13 protein-coding genes are annotated in these 17474 nt (G+C 62.5%); all 13 read left to right on the top strand.

The window, feature by feature from the left end; genetic code table 11:
• Window positions 1-265, top strand: a 265-nt coding sequence (locus CKO15_RS13930; RefSeq protein WP_207123769.1) for a hypothetical protein, incomplete at its 5' end; no start/stop codon positions are given.
• Window positions 266-544: 279 nt separating this feature from the next.
• Window positions 545-823: a type II toxin-antitoxin system RelE/ParE family toxin gene (locus tag CKO15_RS01860; protein ID WP_200191956.1), complete on the top strand. Its 279-nt coding sequence runs from the start codon at window positions 545-547 to the stop codon at window positions 821-823.
• 10 nt (window positions 824-833) lie between these two features.
• On the top strand, window positions 834-1148 hold the full coding sequence (locus CKO15_RS01865; RefSeq protein ID WP_096409114.1) for a HigA family addiction module antitoxin: 315 nt from the start codon (window positions 834-836) through the stop codon (window positions 1146-1148).
• Between the two features lie 121 nt (window positions 1149-1269).
• On the top strand, window positions 1270-3441 hold the full coding sequence (locus tag CKO15_RS01870) for a type I restriction-modification system subunit M (protein ID WP_200191958.1): 2172 nt from the start codon (window positions 1270-1272) through the stop codon (window positions 3439-3441).
• Window positions 3438-4454 carry a virulence RhuM family protein gene (locus tag CKO15_RS01875; RefSeq protein ID WP_200191960.1) on the top strand — a complete coding sequence of 339 codons (1017 nt, stop codon included), beginning with the start codon at window positions 3438-3440 and terminating at the stop codon, window positions 4452-4454. The genes CKO15_RS01870 and CKO15_RS01875 overlap by 4 nt, the downstream gene beginning before the upstream one ends.
• On the top strand, window positions 4451-5755 hold the full coding sequence (locus CKO15_RS01880) for a restriction endonuclease subunit S (RefSeq protein ID WP_200191962.1): 1305 nt from the start codon (window positions 4451-4453) through the stop codon (window positions 5753-5755). The genes CKO15_RS01875 and CKO15_RS01880 overlap by 4 nt, the downstream gene beginning before the upstream one ends.
• Window positions 5756-5872: 117 nt before the next feature.
• Window positions 5873-8923, top strand: coding sequence for a type I restriction endonuclease subunit R (locus CKO15_RS01885; protein WP_200191964.1), 3051 nt, complete (start codon window positions 5873-5875; stop codon window positions 8921-8923).
• Window positions 8916-10163 (top strand): AAA family ATPase, encoded by a 1248-nt coding sequence (locus CKO15_RS01890; protein ID WP_242464495.1) that lies wholly within the window; start codon window positions 8916-8918, stop codon window positions 10161-10163. The genes CKO15_RS01885 and CKO15_RS01890 overlap by 8 nt, the downstream gene beginning before the upstream one ends.
• Complete coding sequence (locus tag CKO15_RS01895) at window positions 10163-10780, top strand: DUF4276 family protein (protein ID WP_200191966.1); 618 nt, start codon at window positions 10163-10165, stop codon at window positions 10778-10780. Before CKO15_RS01890 ends, CKO15_RS01895 begins: the two co-directional genes overlap by 1 nt.
• Before the next feature lie 181 nt (window positions 10781-10961).
• Window positions 10962-14603, top strand: a complete 3642-nt coding sequence (locus CKO15_RS01900) for a hydantoinase B/oxoprolinase family protein (protein ID WP_200191968.1) — start codon at window positions 10962-10964, stop codon at window positions 14601-14603.
• A 266-nt stretch (window positions 14604-14869) separates the two neighbouring features.
• The gene (locus CKO15_RS01905) at window positions 14870-15046 is read left to right on the top strand and encodes a hypothetical protein (RefSeq protein WP_200191971.1); all 177 of its coding nucleotides are present in this window, start codon (window positions 14870-14872) and stop codon (window positions 15044-15046) included.
• A gap of 5 nt (window positions 15047-15051) precedes the next feature.
• Window positions 15052-16599 (top strand): TssA family type VI secretion system protein, encoded by a 1548-nt coding sequence (locus tag CKO15_RS01910; RefSeq protein WP_200191973.1) that lies wholly within the window; start codon window positions 15052-15054, stop codon window positions 16597-16599.
• A 156-nt stretch (window positions 16600-16755) separates the two neighbouring features.
• Entirely contained in the window at window positions 16756-17469 is a 714-nt protein-coding gene (gene tssB, locus CKO15_RS01915; protein WP_200191976.1) for a type VI secretion system contractile sheath small subunit, read from the top strand.
• The last annotated feature ends 5 nt before the right edge of the window (window positions 17470-17474 follow it).

Raw genomic sequence — 17474 nt, forward strand, 5'->3', positions numbered from 1 at the left:
TCACGCTGCCGCGCTCGTCATCGCGCGGCGCGCCCTGAACCTCTCGGAGCGACCCAATCGCCGCGCCAGAACCGCCCGCCCCCTACCTGCAAGGAATCGGGGGCGGCACGTCTGGGCGTTTTGGAGAGAGGTCGCCCGTGAGCAGCGACGGATGTACCGTGTCGGCGGTCGGTCAATCGACCGATCCCGCTCGCCACCGACCCCTCCGGGCACGGCGCGGGCGGCGATCCATTCGCCGGCGGTTGGCGCGATTCCAACCCGCTAATCGTAAGCAGCACTGTTCGGCTTACGTCCGTAGGAATGGTTTTCTATGGTTTTAGGAACGGTTTTAACGCGCCCGAAGGCAACATGGAGCACCCGCAATGGCGAGGGTGCGGAGGTCCGGCGGAGTCCTCAGGCCGTGGCACGGCGGTGGAGGACAGGCTGGTGCAAGCGGCCTGTGCTCGGATACTGACCGCCATCTACCGTGAGATGCCCGTCTCAGTTGCACCATCTTGCCATGGCGACGCTTGACGTTATTAACGCGGAGCGTCACTATTGAGTCATGATCATCTCGTTCAAATGTAGGGATACCGAGAAGCTGGCCAGCGGGCAGCGCGTCAAACGCTTTGTGAATTTTGAGCGGGTTGCGCTGAGGAAGCTCCGCCAGCTTCAAGTCGCAAACCAGCTGGAGGACCTTAAGGTACCGCCCGGCAACAGGTTGGAAGCGTTGAGTGGTGATCGCCGAGGCCAGTACAGCATCCGGATTAACCAGCAATTTCGATTGTGCTTCCGGTGGACGAAAGCTGGCGCGGAAGATGTCGAAATCGTTGATTACCATTAGGGGGTGACTTATGCGCGATATTGATCCTGTAACGCCTGGCGAGCTGCTAAAAGAAGAGTTTCTTGAGCCTATGGGGATCTCTCAGTATCGACTTGCCAAAGAAATTGGAGTGCCGGCTCAGCGTATTGGACAAATCATTGCTGGGAAGCGCTCTATAACCGCCGATACGGATCTACGACTCTGTCGTTTCTTTGGACTATCCAATGGCTATTGGCTTCGGGCGCAAGCTGCTTACGATACTGAGGTGACTGAAGATGCTTTGGCCGAGCAGCTGAGTAATATTCGACCCTGGAATTCGGGCTCACCCGCAGATCGCAGGGCATAACCAGTCGCGTCACGCGGACGCGCTAAAGCGCGCCGGTGCGCTTTGCCGTTACGCATCGTTTACCAGGCTCGGTTTTGACAAGCACCATCGAATCTTCAGCGCAGACACGCAATAAGGGATAATGACCATCAACACCACCAACCTTATCAACTTCGTCTTCGAGATCGCCAACAAGCTCCGCGGCCCCTACCGGCCGCCGCAGTATCGGAAAGTGATGCTGCCCATGACGGTGTTGCGTCGCCTGGACTGCGTGCTGGCGCCCACCAAGGAGCAGGTGCTGAAGGAATACGAGAAGCTGCAAGCCCGCGGCCTGGAGGGGGATGCCCTGCACAAGGTTCTCGCGCGCAAGGCCAGCCAGGGGCGTCAGCATCCGCTCTACAACATCAGCCCCTACACCTTCGAAAAGCTGCTGGCGGACCCGGAGAACATCGCCACCAATCTCACCTGCTACATCAACGGCTTTTCCGAGTCCGCCCGGGCCATCTTCGAAGCCTTCGGCTTCGAGTCGGAGATTGAGAAGCTGGACAAGGCCAACCGGCTCTATCTGATCGTCAAGGAGTTTGCCGACCCGCGCATTGATCTGCACCCGGATCGGGTCAGAAACCACGACATGGGCTATGTCTTCGAGGAGCTGGTGCGAAAGTTCAACGAGCAGGCCAACGAGGAGGCCGGGGACCACTTCACCCCGCGCGAGGTGATCCGCCTGATGGCCCACCTGCTCTACACCGAAGACGAGGAGGTCTACACCCCTGGCATTGCCCGCACCATCTACGATCCCACCGCCGGTACCGGCGGCATGCTGTCGGTCTCCGAGGAGTACATCACCGAGCAAAACCCCCAGGCCCACCTGGCGCTCTACGGGCAGGAGTACAACGAGGAATCCTGGGCCATCTGCCGTTCAGATCTGCTGATCAAGGACGAGCCGGTGGACAACATTGCCTTTGGTGACACCCTGGGCGACGGCGAAACCGGCGATGGCCACCCGGACAAGACCTTCCACTACATGCTGGCGAACCCGCCCTTCGGCGTGGAGTGGAAGCCCCAGGAAGACTATGTGAAGAAAGAGCACAAGGAACTGGGCTTCAGCGGTCGCTTCGGCCCCGGCCTGCCGCGCATCAACGACGGCGCTACCCTGTTTCTGCTGCACATGCTCAGCAAAATGAAGCCCAGCCCTGAAAAAGGCGGCGAGGGCTCCAAGATCGCCATCGTCTTCAACGGCTCGCCCCTGTTCAACGGCGAGCCCGGCCCCAGCGAGAGCAACATCCGCCGCTGGATCATTGAGAAAGACTGGCTCGATGCCATCATTGCCCTGCCGGATCAGCTCTTCTACAACACCGGCATCTACACTTACATCTGGCTGGTCAGCAACCGCAAGTCCGACGAGCGCAAGGGCAAGGTGCAGCTTATCGACGGCACCCGCCACTACCGCAAGATGAAAAAGAGCCTGGGCAACAAGCGCAACGAGCTGGGCGATGAGCACATCGAGGAGCTGACCCGCCTCTACGCCGAGTTCACCGATGGCGCCACCTGCCGGGTGGGTCTGAACGGCGAACAGAGCGAGCGGGTCTGCTCGAAGGTCTTCGACAACCGCGACTTCGGCTACCTGAAAGTCACCGTGGAGTGCCCCCTGCGGCTCAACTTCCAGGCCAGCGCCGAGCGCATCGAGCGCCTGTGGCAGGAGACCGCCTTCATCAACCTTGCCACGAGCAAAAAACGCAAGAACCAGGCCGAGATGGAGGCCGAAGTGAAGGCCGGCGAGGCCACCCAGCAGCGCATCATCAGTATTCTGGAAGGGCTGTATGGCCGGCTCCATACCGACCGCGCCGAGTTCGAACCGCTGCTCAAGGCCGCCTTCAAGGAGGCCGGCGAGAAACTGCCTGCGCCGATCAAGAAGGCCATCCTCAACGCCCTGTCCGAGCGCGACCCCGAAGCCGCCATCTGCCGGGACAGCAAGGGTAACCCCGAGCCGGATACCGAACTGCGCGACACCGAGATCGTGCCGTTGCCTGCCGACGTTCCGCTACCGCTGCCCATCGGCTACGACAAGGACGCCGACAACAGCAAGCTGCTCGATCTCGTCCGCGACCACTGCGAGGCCTACCTGGCCCGCGAGGTTCTGCCCTTCGTCGACGATGCCTGGATCGATCACAGCAAAACGAAGGTGGGCTATGAAATCCCCATCAACCGGCATTTCTATGTCTACGAACCGCCCCGCCCGCTGGAGGAAATCGAGCAGGATATCCAGAGCCTGGAAGGCGAGATACTGGAGATGCTGAAAAAGGTGACGGCATGAGCGCGGGCGAACTGATTCTCTACCGCAGCGAGGATGGCCGGGCGGAGATCCAGCTCCGCGCCGAGGGCCAGACCGTCTGGCTGACCCAGGCGGAGATGGCGGATCTCTTCGACACCTCCGTGCCCAACATCAATACCCACATCCGGAACATCCTCAGAGAGAGGGAGTTAGAGGAGGGGGCAACTATTAAGGATGACTTAATAGTTCGCCAGGAAGGCGGCCGCCAGGTGCGCCGAACGGTCAAATTTTACAGCCTGCCAATGATTCTGGCTGTCGGATACCGGGTTCAGTCCCCCCGGGGCACCCAGTTCCGCCAGTGGGCCACCGCTCATCTGGAGGAGTACCTGGTCAAGGGCTTCGTTATGAACGACGAGCGCCTGAAGGAGCCCGGTGGCTGGGACTACTTCGACGAGCTGCTGGCCCGCATCCGCGATATCCGCGCCTCGGAGAAGCGTTTCTACCAGAAGGTGCGCGATCTGTTCGCCCTGTCCAGCGACTACCGGCCCGACGACCGCGACGCGCAGACCTTCTTCGCCGAGGTGCAGAACAAGCTGCTCTACGCGGTCACCGGCCACACCGCTGCTGAAATCGTGGTCCGGCGCGCCGACGCCGATTCCCCCAATATGGCGCTGACCAGTTGGAAGGGCGCGCGGGTGCGCAAGCAGGATGTCACCATCGCCAAGAACTACCTCACCGCCGACGAGGTGGACACCCTCAACCGCCTGGTGGTGATCTTCCTCGAACAGGCCGAACTGCGCGCCAAGGAGCGTAAGGACCTGACCCTGGACTACTGGCGCCACAATGTGGACCGGCTGCTGGAATTCAACGAGCGGCCCGTCCTCGACGGGGCAGGCAGCATCAGCCGTGACCGCATGGAACAGATCGCCCACCAGCGCTACGAGCAGTTCGACGCCCAGCGGCGGCGGGACGAGGCGCTGGCGGCCGATGCCGAGGAGTTGCGGGAACTGGAGGCGCTGGAGGAGAAGATTAAACGGCAGGGCGACCAGTCATGACGAAGCAACATTACGAAAGCTATAAAGAAACGGGTAACCCATGGCTCGGCAAAGTGCCGTCGGAATGGCAGGTACGCCGCGCTGATTTTGTTATCAAAAGCCGCAAGCTCCAGATCAGTCCCTCAGAACTGGAGAATAGGGATGTTTACCATTTCGCGATTCCCACCGTTCAGGCTACGGGCGCGGGTGCCGTTGAAGAAGGAGAATCGATTGATAGTGGCAAATTGATTATTAATGAGCCTCAGGTTCTTGTGTCGAAGCTGAACCCTCGAAAGGCAACGGTTGCCGTTGCTGAGCCTCACCCAGACTATCTAACGGTTGCCTCCACGGAGTTCGTGCCGCTTATTCCATGGGAAGCCGACCTGAACTACATGTTCTATGTCTGGAAAAGCCAAAAGGTCACGGACCGCCTTGCGTCATTTGTCCAGTCAGTGACACGCAGCCATCAGCGCTGTGACCCAGCAGAGATCACGAAAATACCTTGGGCATGGCCAAGTCAGGACCAACAACAAAAAATCGCCGCCTTCCTCGACCGCAAGACCGCCGAGATCGACACCCTGATCGCCAAAAAGCACCGCCTGCTCGACCGGCTGGCCGAAAAGCGCACCGCCCTGATCACCCGCGCCGTCACCAAGGGCCTGAACCCCGATGCCCCCATGAAAGACAGCGGCATCGAGTGGCTGGGGGAGATTCCGGCGCATTGGGATGTTGCGCGGCTGAAAAATATCACTCAACTCGAAAGCGGCCACACTCCAAGCAAGTCGAAGCCGGAGTTCTGGGTGGATTGTGATATTCCCTGGGTATCTTTGAGAGACACAAAATTACTAGCCGATAACGATTACATTAGCCAGACACACACATACATAAACAAAGCAGGGTTAGCAGGTTCATCAGCTCGACTACTGCCGGCCGGTACCGTGATTTTTACGCGTGATGCCACAGTTGGTCTTGTTTCAATTACAGAGGTGGAAATGGCAGTTTCGCAACACCTCATTGCGTGGATACCCAGCGAGAAGATTGATAAAGACTACTTGCTATTCGTGTTCGAGGCTATGCGAGACTATTTGCACAGCCTGGAATTTGGATCGACCGTCCGGACCATTGGGATGGATGATATCAGGCGACTTGTAGGGCCTGTTCCACCGGTAAGAGAGCAGTTGGAAGTTGTCGATTTTGTGCTGGCCGAGCGGGATAGGTTGAAGAATCTAGAAGCGAGAGTTAATGAAGCAATCGAAAAGCTTCAAGAGTACCGCTCCGCCCTAATCACCAACGCCGTCACCGGCCAGATCAAGGTGGACTGAAAGGCAGGCCGAAAAAACGAAAGGCCCCTGCGAACCCGCCGGGGCCATAACGCCGACCGGGCACTCCCAGTCCGTGAGCGTTAGTGTAGCCAGACGAGGCCGGAACAGGAATAAGCCATGCACCAGGAAATCTACTTCGAACAGGCCATGGAGCAGTCGCTGATCGAGCAGGGTGGCTACGAGCGCGGCGATCCTGGCGGTTTCGATCCGGTGCGGGCGCTGTTCCCGGAGGAAGTCATTGCCTTCGTCTCCGCCAGCCAGCCCGAGCGCTGGCAATCGCTGGTCAAGCTGCACGGCGACAAGGCGGGGGAGGTGCTGCTGGGCGCGCTGGTCAAGGAGCTGGCCTCCAAGAATGCCTTGCATGTGCTGCGCCACGGCTTCAAGTGCTTCGGCAAGACCTTCCGCCTGGCCTATTTCGCGCCGAATACCGGCATGAACCCGGACGCGGCCGAGGCGTACGGCCATAACCGCCTGCGGGTGACCCGGCAGGTGCATTTCAGCGAGAAGCACCCGAAGAAATCGCTGGACATGGTGCTGTCGGTCAATGGCCTGCCGGTGGTGACGCTGGAGCTGAAGAACCCCATGACCGGGCAGACGGTGGACGACGCCATGCGCCAATACCGGCGCGACCGCGACCCCGCCGAGCCCATCTTCCGCTTCAAGGAGCGCTCACTGGTCCATTTCGCCGTGGACCCGGACCAGGCCTTCATGACCACCCGCCTGATCGGCGACGACACCCGCTTTCTGCCCTTCAACCGCGGTCACAATTTCGGCGCCGGCAATCCACCTGCCCAGGACGGTGGTTACCGCACCGGGTATCTGTGGGAGCAGGTGCTAACCCGCGACAGCCTGATGGACATCCTCGCCCGCTTTCTGCACCTGGAGGTCAGCGAGAGTAAGGTCACCACCAAAAAGGGCGTTAAACGCCACAAGAAGGAAACCCTGATCTTCCCCCGCTATCACCAACTCGACGCGGTGCGCAAGCTGATCGACTCCGCACGCGAGAAGGGGCCGGGGCACAACTATCTGGTGCAGCACTCGGCGGGGTCGGGCAAGTCCAACTCCATCGCCTGGCTGGCCCATCGGCTCTCCAGTCTGCACGATGCCGAGGACAACAAGGTCTTCGATACCGTGGTGGTGATCACCGACCGCCGGGTGCTGGACCAGCAGTTGCAGAACACCATCTACCAGTTCGAGCACAAGCAGGGGGTGGTGCAGAAGATCGACGAGAACACCCAGCAACTCGCCCAGGCGCTCTCATCCGGCGTGCCGATCATCATCTCCACCATCCAGAAGTTCCCCTTCATCACCCAGGCCATGGAGACCCTCGCCAAGAAGGGCGAGGCGGTAGCGCTCAACACCGGCGGCAAGCGCTTCGCGGTCATCGTGGACGAAGCCCACAGCTCCCAGTCCGGCGAGACGGCCATGGAGCTGCGCAAGGTGCTCAACCGCGACGGTATCGAATCGGCCATTGCCGAGGAGTTTCTGGATGCGGAGGAGGAAGAGCTCTCCGAGGAGGCGCGGCGGGAACTGTTCAAGGAGATGCTCAAGCGCCCGCGCCAACCCAATATCAGCTTCTTCGCCTTCACCGCCACACCCAAATTCAAGACCCAGGCGGTCTTCAACGAGCCCGGCCCGGACGGCCAGCCGCCGTTTCACCTCTACTCCATGCGTCAGGCCATCGAGGAAGGCTTCATCATGGATGTGCTGGAGCACTACACCACCTACAAGACCTACTACGGGCTGATTAAGTCGATCGAGGACGATCCGCGAGTGCCGAAGCGCAAGGCCGCCCGGGCGCTGGCACGCTTCATGTCGCTGCACCCGTACAACATCGCCCAGAAGGTGGAGGTGATTGTCGAGCACTTCCGCCACAACACCCGCCACCGCATCGGGGGCCGGGCCAAGGCGATGGTAGTCACCGCCTCGCGCCTGCACGCGGTGCGCTACAAGCTGGCCTTCGACAAGTATATCCGGGACCACGACATCACCGGCATTCGCTCGCTGGTCGCCTTCTCCGGCAGCGTCACCGACCCGGATTTCCCCGATCAGTCCTACACCGAAGTGGGCATGAACGAGGGCATTAAGGAGTCCGAGCTGCCGGACCGTTTCGCCTCCGAGCACTACCAGGTGCTGCTGGTGGCGGAGAAGTACCAGACCGGCTTTGACCAGCCGCTGCTGCACACCATGTATGTGGACCGCCGGCTGGCGGGCATTCAGGCGGTGCAGACGCTCTCCCGTCTTAACCGGACCGCCCCCGGCAAGGAAGACACCTTTGTGCTCGATTTCGTCAACGAGCCGGCGGAGATCTTTGAAGCCTTTAAACCCTACTACGAAGTCACTCCCGCCGGGGAGCCCAGCGACCCCCACCAGCTCTACGACTTACAGCACCGGCTAGAAGAGCACCAGGTCTTCACCAGCGATGAGGTCAACGCTTTCGCCGAGATCTGGTACAAGAATCGCAACGAACCCACCGCACGGGATCACCAGAAGATCAACGCCCTTCTCGATCAGGCTGTGGAGCGCTATCAGGAACTGGACGACGACCATCAGGATCAGTTCAAGGGCCAGCTCGCCAGCTTTCGCAACCTCTACGCCTTCCTAGCACAGATCATCCCCTATCAGGACAGCAGTTTGGAAAAGCTCTACAGCTACGCCCGCTTTCTGCTCCACAAGCTGCCTCGGCGTGCTGGTGACACCGTGTTCGAGCTGGAAGACGAGGTTTCGCTGAAATACTACCGGCTGCAGAAGATCAGCGAGGGCGCCATCGACCTGGGCGTGGGTGAAGCGAAAGCGTTGTACGGGCCCACTGAGGTGGGCACCGGCAAGGCCGAGGATGACGAAGTGGAACTCTCCACCCTGATCGGCAAGCTCAACGAACGCTTCGGCACAGAGTTCACCCCCGCCGACCAGCTTTTTTTCGACCAGATCGCCGCAAGCGCCGTCGAAAACGACACCCTACGCGAAGCCGCTCAAGCCAACACCCGCGACAACTTCGCCTACGTCTTCAACCGCATGCTGGAGAACCTGTTCATCGAGCGCATGGACGGCAACGAGGAAATTTTCGGTCGCCTCATGAATGATGAGGATTTTAGGCGCGTGGCCGGGGAGCATCTGTTAGATGAGGTTTATGAGCGGTTGCAAGCAGGGGAGAACAACAATGCATAACAACAGCATGAACAGTATACAAAAAAATCCTCCCGCCAGAATTGAATATCTCAAGGTACGCAATTTTCGAGCGCTCAAGGATGTCGAATTCAAACAGCTCACACCGCTAACCGTGCTGCTGGGGCCCAATGGCAGTGGCAAGACTACTGTGTTTGATGTTTTCGCCTTTCTGTCGGAGTGCTTCGAATCCGGTCTTCGCCGCGCCTGGGACAAACGTGGGCGGGCGAAGGAGTTGAAAACTCGGTGTAGTGACGGGCCGGTCACCATCGAGATCAAATATCGAGAGCCGAACTATCCGCTGATTACATACCATTTGGCTGTCGATGAGAAGGACGGCAGGCCGGTAGTGATTGAGGAGTGGCTACAGTGGAGGCGTGGCAGTTATGGCAAGCCGTTCCGGTTCTTGGATTACAGGGAAGGACGGGGACAAGCAGTTAGCGGTGAGTTACCGGATGAGGACGACCAGCGTATTGAGGTGCCGCTGAATGCGCCTGATCTGCTGGCGGTCAATGCGTTGGGCCAATTTGCCGAACATCCGCGGGTCTCGGCACTGCGCACTTTCATTACCGGCTGGTATGTCTCCTATCTGTCGGCCGATAGTACCCGCGGACAACCAGAATCGGGGCCAGCAGAGCAGTTGAGCAAAAGCGGGGATAATCTCGCCAATGTTGTCCAGTATCTGTCCGAACGGCATCCCGACCAATTGGAACAAATCTTCGAAGTGCTGCGGCAACGTGTTCCCCGCGTCGAGCGGGTGTTGTCCGAGACCATGCCGGACGGCCGGCTGCTGCTGCAGATCAAGGACGCTCCGTTCAGTCATCCAGTGTTGGCCCGCTTCGCCTCTGACGGCACGCTCAAGATGCTGGCCTACCTAGTCCTTCTTTACGACCCGGCGCCGCCACCCTTTATCGGGATTGAGGAGCCGGAGAATTTCCTCCATCCCCGCCTGCTGCCCGAATTGGCCGAGGAGTGTCGGGCGGCCACCGCGAGAACGCAGTTGCTGGCGACGAGCCACTCTCCCTTCTTCTTGAACGCCCTCAAACCGGAGGAGGTGCGCGTGCTGTGGCGGAATGAACAAGGTTATACGCAGGCCCGACGGGCCGCGGATCTGCCGGGTGTGAGCGAGTTTATGGCCGAGGGTGCACTGCTCGGGCATCTGTGGATGGAGGGTCAGCTTGGTGTGGGGGATCCACTGACCAACCAGGGCGGTCCCACCCGGCCTGTTGGAGGGCAATCATAATGTCCGCACTGCACTTCGAACTTCTGGTGGAAGAGCCTTCCATGGAAGCCTTTCTGAACAGCTTACTACCCCGGTTGTTGCCACAAGATCGAAGCTTTCGAGTGTATCCCTTCCAGGGTAAAAAGGATTTGCTGGGTAAATTGCAAAACCGCCTGCGGGGTTATGCCGCGTGGTTGCCGGAGAACTATCGGGTTGTCGTGGTCGTTGATCGAGACGAAGACGACTGTCATCAGCTTAAGGACCGGCTGGACTCGATCAGTGCCAGTGCGGGCCTTCGTAGCCGAACCGCGACGGGTGATGACCGATGGCAAGTCGTTAATCGGATTGCTATAGAGGAATTGGAGGCCTGGTATTTTGGTGATTGGGAGGCGGTACGCGAAGTCTATTCGCGGGTGCCGGCCAACATTCCCAATCGGCAAGGATTTCGTGATCCTGATGCGATTACGGGCGGCACCTGGGAGGCTTTTGAGCGGATTCTTCAGCGGCACCGCTATTTCGAGACTGGACTGCGGAAAGTAGAAGCGGCCCGTGCGCTGGGGCAGGTTGTTGACCCAGTGCGTTCAACCTCACGCAGCTTTTCGCTGTTCTGCGCAACGCTCATCGGAGCAACGCCGTGAATGAAGCAATGGTCGAACAGGCCGCCCTCTGTTGGCTGGAGGCACTGGGATTCGATATCCTAAAAGGGACGGATGAGATCTTCTAAAGATCTCGTTTTTAGCATTTATTATCAATGGGTTAGTGGCAAACGGTGGGGTTTTTCGAGGCACCCTCCGGTCTTTTGGGTCGCAGGAGTAGGCCATGGCGGACAGCCGAGCGATGGTAGAGCGCTGGCAGTTCTGGATCGACCGGGGCGGCACCTTCACCGATGTCATCGCCCGTGTCCCCGATGGGCGTCTGATCGCCCGCAAGTTCCTCTCCGAGAACCCGGAGCAGTACAGCGACGCGGCCCTCCACGGGATCCGCGCCATCCTTGGCCTCCCTGCTGACGCCCCGATCCCGGCCGAGCGGATTGAGGCGGTGCGCATGGGCACCACGGTGGCGACCAACGCCCTGCTTGAGCACCGCGGCGAGCCCACCGTGCTCGCCATCACCGAGGGGTTCGCCGATCAGTTGCGCATCGGCTATCAGCACCGCCCGGATCTCTTCGACCGCCGGGTGCGCCTGCCGCAGATGCTCTACTCGGAGGTCCTGGAGGTCCCCGAGCGCCTGGGTGCCGACGGCGCGGTGGTCCGCCCGCTGGATGAGGCCTGCGTGCGCGAGCGCCTGGCCGCCGCCCACGGTGCCGGCTACCGGGCGCTGGCGGTGGTGCTCATGCACGCCTGGCGGGATGCTGGGCACGAGCAGGCGGTGGCGCGCATCGCCCGCGAGGTGGGTTTTACGCAGGTCTCCACCAGTGCGGAGGCCGCCGCTGTGATGAAGATCGTTGGCCGCGGTGACACCGCCGTGGTGGATGCCTACCTCTCGCCGGTGCTGCGCCGCTACGTCGACCGCCTGGCCGCGGAGCTGGGCGATGTGCCGTTGCTGTTCATGCAGTCTAACGGTGGGTTGACCAGCGCGGCGCACTTTCAGGGCAAGGACGCCATCCTCTCGGGTCCGGCCGGCGGGATCGTCGGGGCGGTGCGCACGGCGGCGATGGCCGGGTTCGAGCGGCTGATCAGCTTCGACATGGGTGGGACATCGACCGACGTAGCCCACTACGACGGCGCCTATGAGCGCACCTTCGAGACCGAGATCGCCGGCAACCGCATCCGCGCGCCGATGATGCAGATTCACACCGTCGCTGCTGGCGGTGGCTCCATCTGCCACTTCGACGGCATGAAGTATCGGGTCGGCCCGGACTCCGCTGGCGCCGATCCGGGACCAGCGGCCTATCGCCGGGGTGGCCCGTTGACCGTCACCGACTGCAACGTCCTGCTTGGCCTGATCCGGCCGGCGTTCTTCCCGCACCTCTTCGGTCCTGAGGCTGATCAGCCGCTGGATGCCGACGGGGTTCGCCAGGGCTTTGCCGAACTCGCCGAGCGAATCCGCGCCGAGACGGGTGACGCCCGCGATCCGGTGGCGGTCGCCGCCGGCTTCCGGCGCATCGCCGTGGAGAACATGGCGCAGGCGATCAAGCGCATCTCGGTACAGCGCGGCCACGATGTGACCCGCTACGCCCTCAACTGCTTCGGCGGCGCCGGCGGTCAGCACGCCTGTGCCGTGGCCGACTGCCTGGGCATCCGCACCGTCTTCATCCATCCGCTCGCGGGTGTGCTCTCGGCCTACGGCATGGGCCTGGCCGATATCACCGCCATGGCCCAGCGCAGCGTGGAGGCGCCGTTGGAGCCGGCCAGCGCGCCGCTGCTTGAGCGCGTCATCGACGAGCTCACCGCCGAGGTGCGGGCCGAGCTGGCCGAGCAGGGGCTGGCCGCCGCTGCAGCGACGGTGCGCGTGCAGGCACACATCCGCTACGCCGGCACCGACACCGCGCTGGTCGTCCCCGGTGGTACGGATCTGGCCGCCCTGGACGAGGCCTTCGCCCGGGTGCACCGGCAGCGCTTTGGCTTTGTACTGGAGGAGCGCCCGCGGGTGATTGAGGCGCTCAGCGTCGAGGCGATCCACCGCGCTGCGGCCGTGGAGCCCCCAGGCGACGAGGCGCCGTCGCCGGCCGAATTGCCGCAGCCGTTGGCCCGGGTGCAGGCCTGGGACGGGCAGCAGATGGTCGAGCAACCGGTCTACGCCCGCGCCGACCTGGTGCCGGGCATGCACATCCCGGGACCGGCGATCCTCCAGGAGGAGAACGCCACCACGGTGATCGATGCCGGCTGGGAGGGCGAGGTCACCGCCTGCGATCATCTGATCCTGCGCCGCTCGGTGACCGCCGGGGAGGTGGCGCCGGCGCAGACGACGCGGGTGGACACCCGCCGTCCCGATCCGGTGCTGCTTGAGGTCTTCAACAACCTCTTCCGCTCCATCGCCGAGCAGATGGGGACGACGCTCGCCGGCACCGCGCAGTCGGTGAACATCAAGGAGCGGCTCGACTTCTCCTGCGCGCTCTTTGATGCCGAGGCGAACCTGGTGGCCAACGCGCCGCACATCCCGGTCCACCTCGGCTCGATGTCGGAATCGGTGCGCGCCATCCTGCGCGCCCGTGGCGCGAGCATGCGTCCCGGCGATGTCTACCTGCTCAACGACCCGTACCACGGCGGCACTCACCTGCCGGATCTCACGGCGGTGACGCCGGTCTTCTCCGCGGATGGCGACGAGCTGCTCTTCTTCTGCGCCAGCCGCGGCCACCACGCCGATGTAGGCGGTCGCACGCCGGGGTCGATGCCGGCGGACTCCACCTGCGTGAGCGAGGAGGGGGTGCTCATCAACAACCTCCAGGTCGTCGCCGAGGGGCGCTTGCTGGAAGAGGCGTTCACCGCGGCAATGAGCGCCGGGCCGTATCCGGCGCGCAACGTGGCGCAGAACGTCGCCGACCTGAAGGCGCAGATCGCTGCCAACGAGAAGGGCGTGACGGAGCTGCGGCGCATGGTCGAACAGTTCGGCCTGCCGGTGGTCCAGGCCTACATGGGGTTCGTCCAGGAGAACGCCGCTGAGCATGTGCGCCGGATCATCGATGGGCTCAGCGACGGTGACTTCACCGTCGAGATGGACAATGGGGCGCAGATCTGCGTGGCGGTGCGCCCTGATCACGCCGCCCGCCGGGTGCGTATCGACTTTGCCGGGACGTCGGAGCAGCTGACGCAGAGCAACTTCAATGCGCCGCTGGCCATCACCCGGGCGGCGACGCTCTACGTCTTCCGCACGCTGGTCGATGACGACATCCCGCTCAACGACGGCTGCCTGCAACCGCTGGAGATCGTCGTGCCGGAGGGCTCGATGCTCAACCCGCGCCATCCGGCGGCTGTGGTCGCTGGCAACGTGGAGACCTCCCAGGCGGTCACCGATGCCCTCTACGGGGCATTGGGGGCAATGGCCGCCAGCCAGGGCACCATGAACAACCTGACCTTCGGCAACCAGCGCCACCAGTACTACGAGACCCTCTGTGGCGGTGCCGGGGCCGGGCCGGGATTCGCCGGCAGCTCGGCGGTGCACACGCACATGACCAACTCGCGCCTGACCGACCCGGAGGTCCTCGAGTGGCGCTACCCGGTGCGCGTCGAGCGTTTCGCCATCCGCCACGGCAGCGGCGGCGCCGGGGCGTATCCCGGCGGGGATGGTGTAATCCGGCGGCTGCGCTTCCTCGAGCCGATGACGGTGGTTACGCTGATGAACCGGCGTCGGGTGCCGCCCTTCGGGCTGGCCGGAGGCGGAGACGCGGCGTGCGGGCGCAATGCCGTCGAGCGCAGCGACGGCAGCGTCGAGGAGCTGCCGGGCACCGCCATCCGGGAGCTCGGGGCGGGTGACCAGATCGTTATCGAGACTCCCGGTGGGGGCGGATACGGGGCCGCCTGAGCGCCGCCCCCGGGCTGTTCGGTGGTATCAGGGTTGCTTGTCCCGGTTCCCCCCGGCCCCCGGTTCCACCCGGTTCCCCAGATCCATAACAAGTCACGCCGCGCGGACGCGCTAAGGCGTATCGGTGCACTTTAACGGGAGGCTTGACAGCTGCAGGTTAGCGGCTACACTTGTGAACCGTCCCTTTCGGGCCAGATCAGGAAGATCGGCCAGGGAACGTGAACCGATCAAGGATCGGTGAAGATCAAGGATCAAGGAGTATGGCGATGGAACGCCTCATGCGTCCGATACCTCTCTTAGGCGGACTGCTGCCGCTACGCAGCTTCCCCCGTGCTTTTCTCATCCTGCTCTCGCACTTCTACGCTCTACTTGCCTGGATGGCGCTCGGCAGTGCCGCCTTGGCCAGGTCGCGGTGGACGCTGCCGGGGTGGGTGGTGCGGTGAAGAGCATGGAAACAACGATCCTAACCGACTCACAAGAGTGTTTTGGCCCTTACGACTTGCCGGCTGCCGTCTTGGCACCCTTACCGGCGGGGGTGGCGGCGGCCCCTAGCGATCCGAAGCACGGGCTGCGTTTCATGCGTCTGCAGCAGGAGCTGCAGCGTCTCGACGGTACCGATTTTGCCTGGGTTGCCGAGGAGGCCATCGCCCTGCTGGCAACGGAGGGCAAAGATCTGCGGGTGCTCGGCTATCTCTGTCTGAGTGCGCTCCAGCAGCACGGCGTGACTGGGCTGAGAGCCGGTTTGGCAGCTCTGCGCGAGACCCTTGTACGCTTTGCCGCTGAGCTCTATCCGCAGCGTGAACAGGGGCAGCGGGCGGCGATCGAGTGGCTGAGTCAGCAGCGCTTGCTCGCCTTTTTGAGGCAGGCGGCGGAGCAGGCGGCGAGCAGTGCCGAACTGGCGGCACTGAGCAGCGAGGTGGCGGCAGTGGAGCAAGTGATTGCCACCCACTTTGCCGAGTCGCCAGAGCCGCCAAGCCTCAGGGCGCTGCGTGATGTCATTGCGCGCTACCGCAGCGCGCCGGCAGTCGATCGGATGAGGGGGGCAAGCGAGTCTGCCGCTGTAGCCTCATTCTCTGCGCAATCGGCCTGGTCTGCGGCAGGGAGTGCTTCGGGCGATTCTTCTGGTGCCCCTCTTGCCTCCGGTAACCCCGGTAACCCCAGTAACCCCCGTGACATTGCGAGTGTCGACGCTTCCGGTGCTGGTGGCGAACCGGACGGTGGCAAGCCGGATGGGGGTGGCGAAGGGGCAGCGGGCAGGGCAACCAGTCAGGGCTCCGCAATCGGCGCAAAGAGTGTTTTAGAGTCGTCGCAAGAGTCGATTGGTCAATCGGACGAGCCCCCTGACAGCGAACGCAGCTTGGGAAGACAGCTGCGAGTCATCCTCGACTACCTGCGCGAGCGTCAAGAGTGGGGGCGCATGGTGGCGCTGAGCCGTGCCTGGAAGTGGGGCGGCTTAGGGGAGTTGGGCGCGCTGGCCACCGCCGGCCGCCTGCCTTTCGAGCCGCCGCGGGCGCCCTCGCTGCAGGCGATTCATACGGCCCTAGAAGGGCGTGACTGGCAGGGCGCCTTCTTAGCGGCTGAGCGCGCCTTTCTGGAACCGGGCGGGCATCTCCACTTGGGCATCCAGGCGGCAGCTGAGCGGGCCGCGCAAGGCATGGAGCGCGCCGATCTAGCTGCCCGGTTGCGCCATGAGAGTCGCGGGCTCGCCGAGCGCTTTCCGGAGCTGGTACAACTGACCTTCGTCGACGGCACCCCGCTGTTGCCGGCGGGCGAGCAGGCGTGGTTTGCAGCGCTGACAGCCAATCCAGCTCCGGATCTGACCCCAACCCTAAACTCAAGCCCAAACCCAGGCCCAAATCCGGGCTCTAGTCCGAGTTCAGCGGCGAGTTCAACCGTGCACCCGACGAGTGTGCCGGCGACCGCAACCCTGACCGCCGGTGAGGGCGCGCAACTGACGCTGCACGTCCAGGCCCGCATTGAGGTGACAACGGCTTGAGGAGGCGTATGGCACTATCCAGCGTTAACCAACGAGCCGTGGTGGCACCTACCAAGGAGCCGTGTAGCCGTGTAGCCGTGTAGCCGTGTAGCGGTGCAGCACCAACTAAGGACCCCAAGGAACCGCGTAGCAAACCACCAAGGAGAGGTGAGCCCGATGGGCAGTTATCAACAGGAAGTTCCGAAATCACGCGTCAACATCACGGTTGACGTCCAAAGTGGGCAGGCGAAAAAGACCCTCGAGTTGCCGCTGAAGCTGCTGCTGCTGGGCGACTACAGCAACGGCGGGGCCGAAGGCCGGATTGCCGAGCGCGAACGCATCCGGGTCGATAAGCACAATCTTGATGCGGTGCTGGCCAGTCTCTGCCCGCGTTTACAGATCCGCGTCGACAACACCTTTGCCAAGGATGGCAGCCAGGTCGGCGTCGATCTGACCTTTGACCGTTTCGAGGCCTTCGGCCCGGAGGCCGTCGCCCGCGCCATTCCGCAGGTCGATAACCTGTTGGCGATGCGCAATCTGCTTAAAGATCTGCGCTCCAACGTCCTCGATAACGCCAAGTTTCGTCGTGAGCTTGAACGCATCGTGCGCAATCAGCAGGAGCTGGCAGCGGTTCGCGGCGAGTTGATGCGCATTGCACCGCTGGAGAGTGCTGCGTGGCCGGGGGGTGAAGCCGCAGCGCCAGATGATGCAACGGCCACCACCGACCCTGCTGACGTCGCTGACGCTGCTGCCCCTGCTGGCAATGCTGCCCCCGCCGGTGCCACCGTTGCCGCCAATGCCGCCAACACCACCGCTGCCGCCAACACTGGCGATGCGCCCGCGAGCGCCGATCTGCCCGCAAGCACCGACATTCTTCCGCAATCGCAATGAACACG

It is taken from the genome of Halorhodospira abdelmalekii, assembly GCF_016583625.1.
GTDB lineage: Bacteria > Pseudomonadota > Gammaproteobacteria > Nitrococcales > Halorhodospiraceae > Halorhodospira > Halorhodospira abdelmalekii.

Excerpts from the sequence above, each read along its gene's own strand:
- CKO15_RS01860 (WP_200191956.1), top strand. The coding sequence starts at position 545 with ATGATCATCTCGTTCAAATGTAGGGATACCGAGAAGCTGGCCAGCGGG.
- CKO15_RS01865 (WP_096409114.1), top strand. The coding sequence starts at position 834 with ATGCGCGATATTGATCCTGTAACGCCTGGCGAGCTGCTAAAAGAAGAG.
- CKO15_RS01870 (WP_200191958.1), top strand. The coding sequence starts at position 1,270 with ATGACCATCAACACCACCAACCTTATCAACTTCGTCTTCGAGATCGCC.
- CKO15_RS01875 (WP_200191960.1), top strand. The coding sequence starts at position 3,438 with ATGAGCGCGGGCGAACTGATTCTCTACCGCAGCGAGGATGGCCGGGCG.
- CKO15_RS01880 (WP_200191962.1), top strand. The coding sequence starts at position 4,451 with ATGACGAAGCAACATTACGAAAGCTATAAAGAAACGGGTAACCCATGG.
- CKO15_RS01885 (WP_200191964.1), top strand. The coding sequence starts at position 5,873 with ATGCACCAGGAAATCTACTTCGAACAGGCCATGGAGCAGTCGCTGATC.
- CKO15_RS01890 (WP_242464495.1), top strand. The coding sequence starts at position 8,916 with ATGCATAACAACAGCATGAACAGTATACAAAAAAATCCTCCCGCCAGA.
- CKO15_RS01895 (WP_200191966.1), top strand. The coding sequence starts at position 10,163 with ATGTCCGCACTGCACTTCGAACTTCTGGTGGAAGAGCCTTCCATGGAA.
- CKO15_RS01900 (WP_200191968.1), top strand. The coding sequence starts at position 10,962 with ATGGCGGACAGCCGAGCGATGGTAGAGCGCTGGCAGTTCTGGATCGAC.
- CKO15_RS01905 (WP_200191971.1), top strand. The coding sequence starts at position 14,870 with ATGGAACGCCTCATGCGTCCGATACCTCTCTTAGGCGGACTGCTGCCG.
- CKO15_RS01910 (WP_200191973.1), top strand. The coding sequence starts at position 15,052 with ATGGAAACAACGATCCTAACCGACTCACAAGAGTGTTTTGGCCCTTAC.
- tssB (WP_200191976.1), top strand. The coding sequence starts at position 16,756 with ATGGGCAGTTATCAACAGGAAGTTCCGAAATCACGCGTCAACATCACG.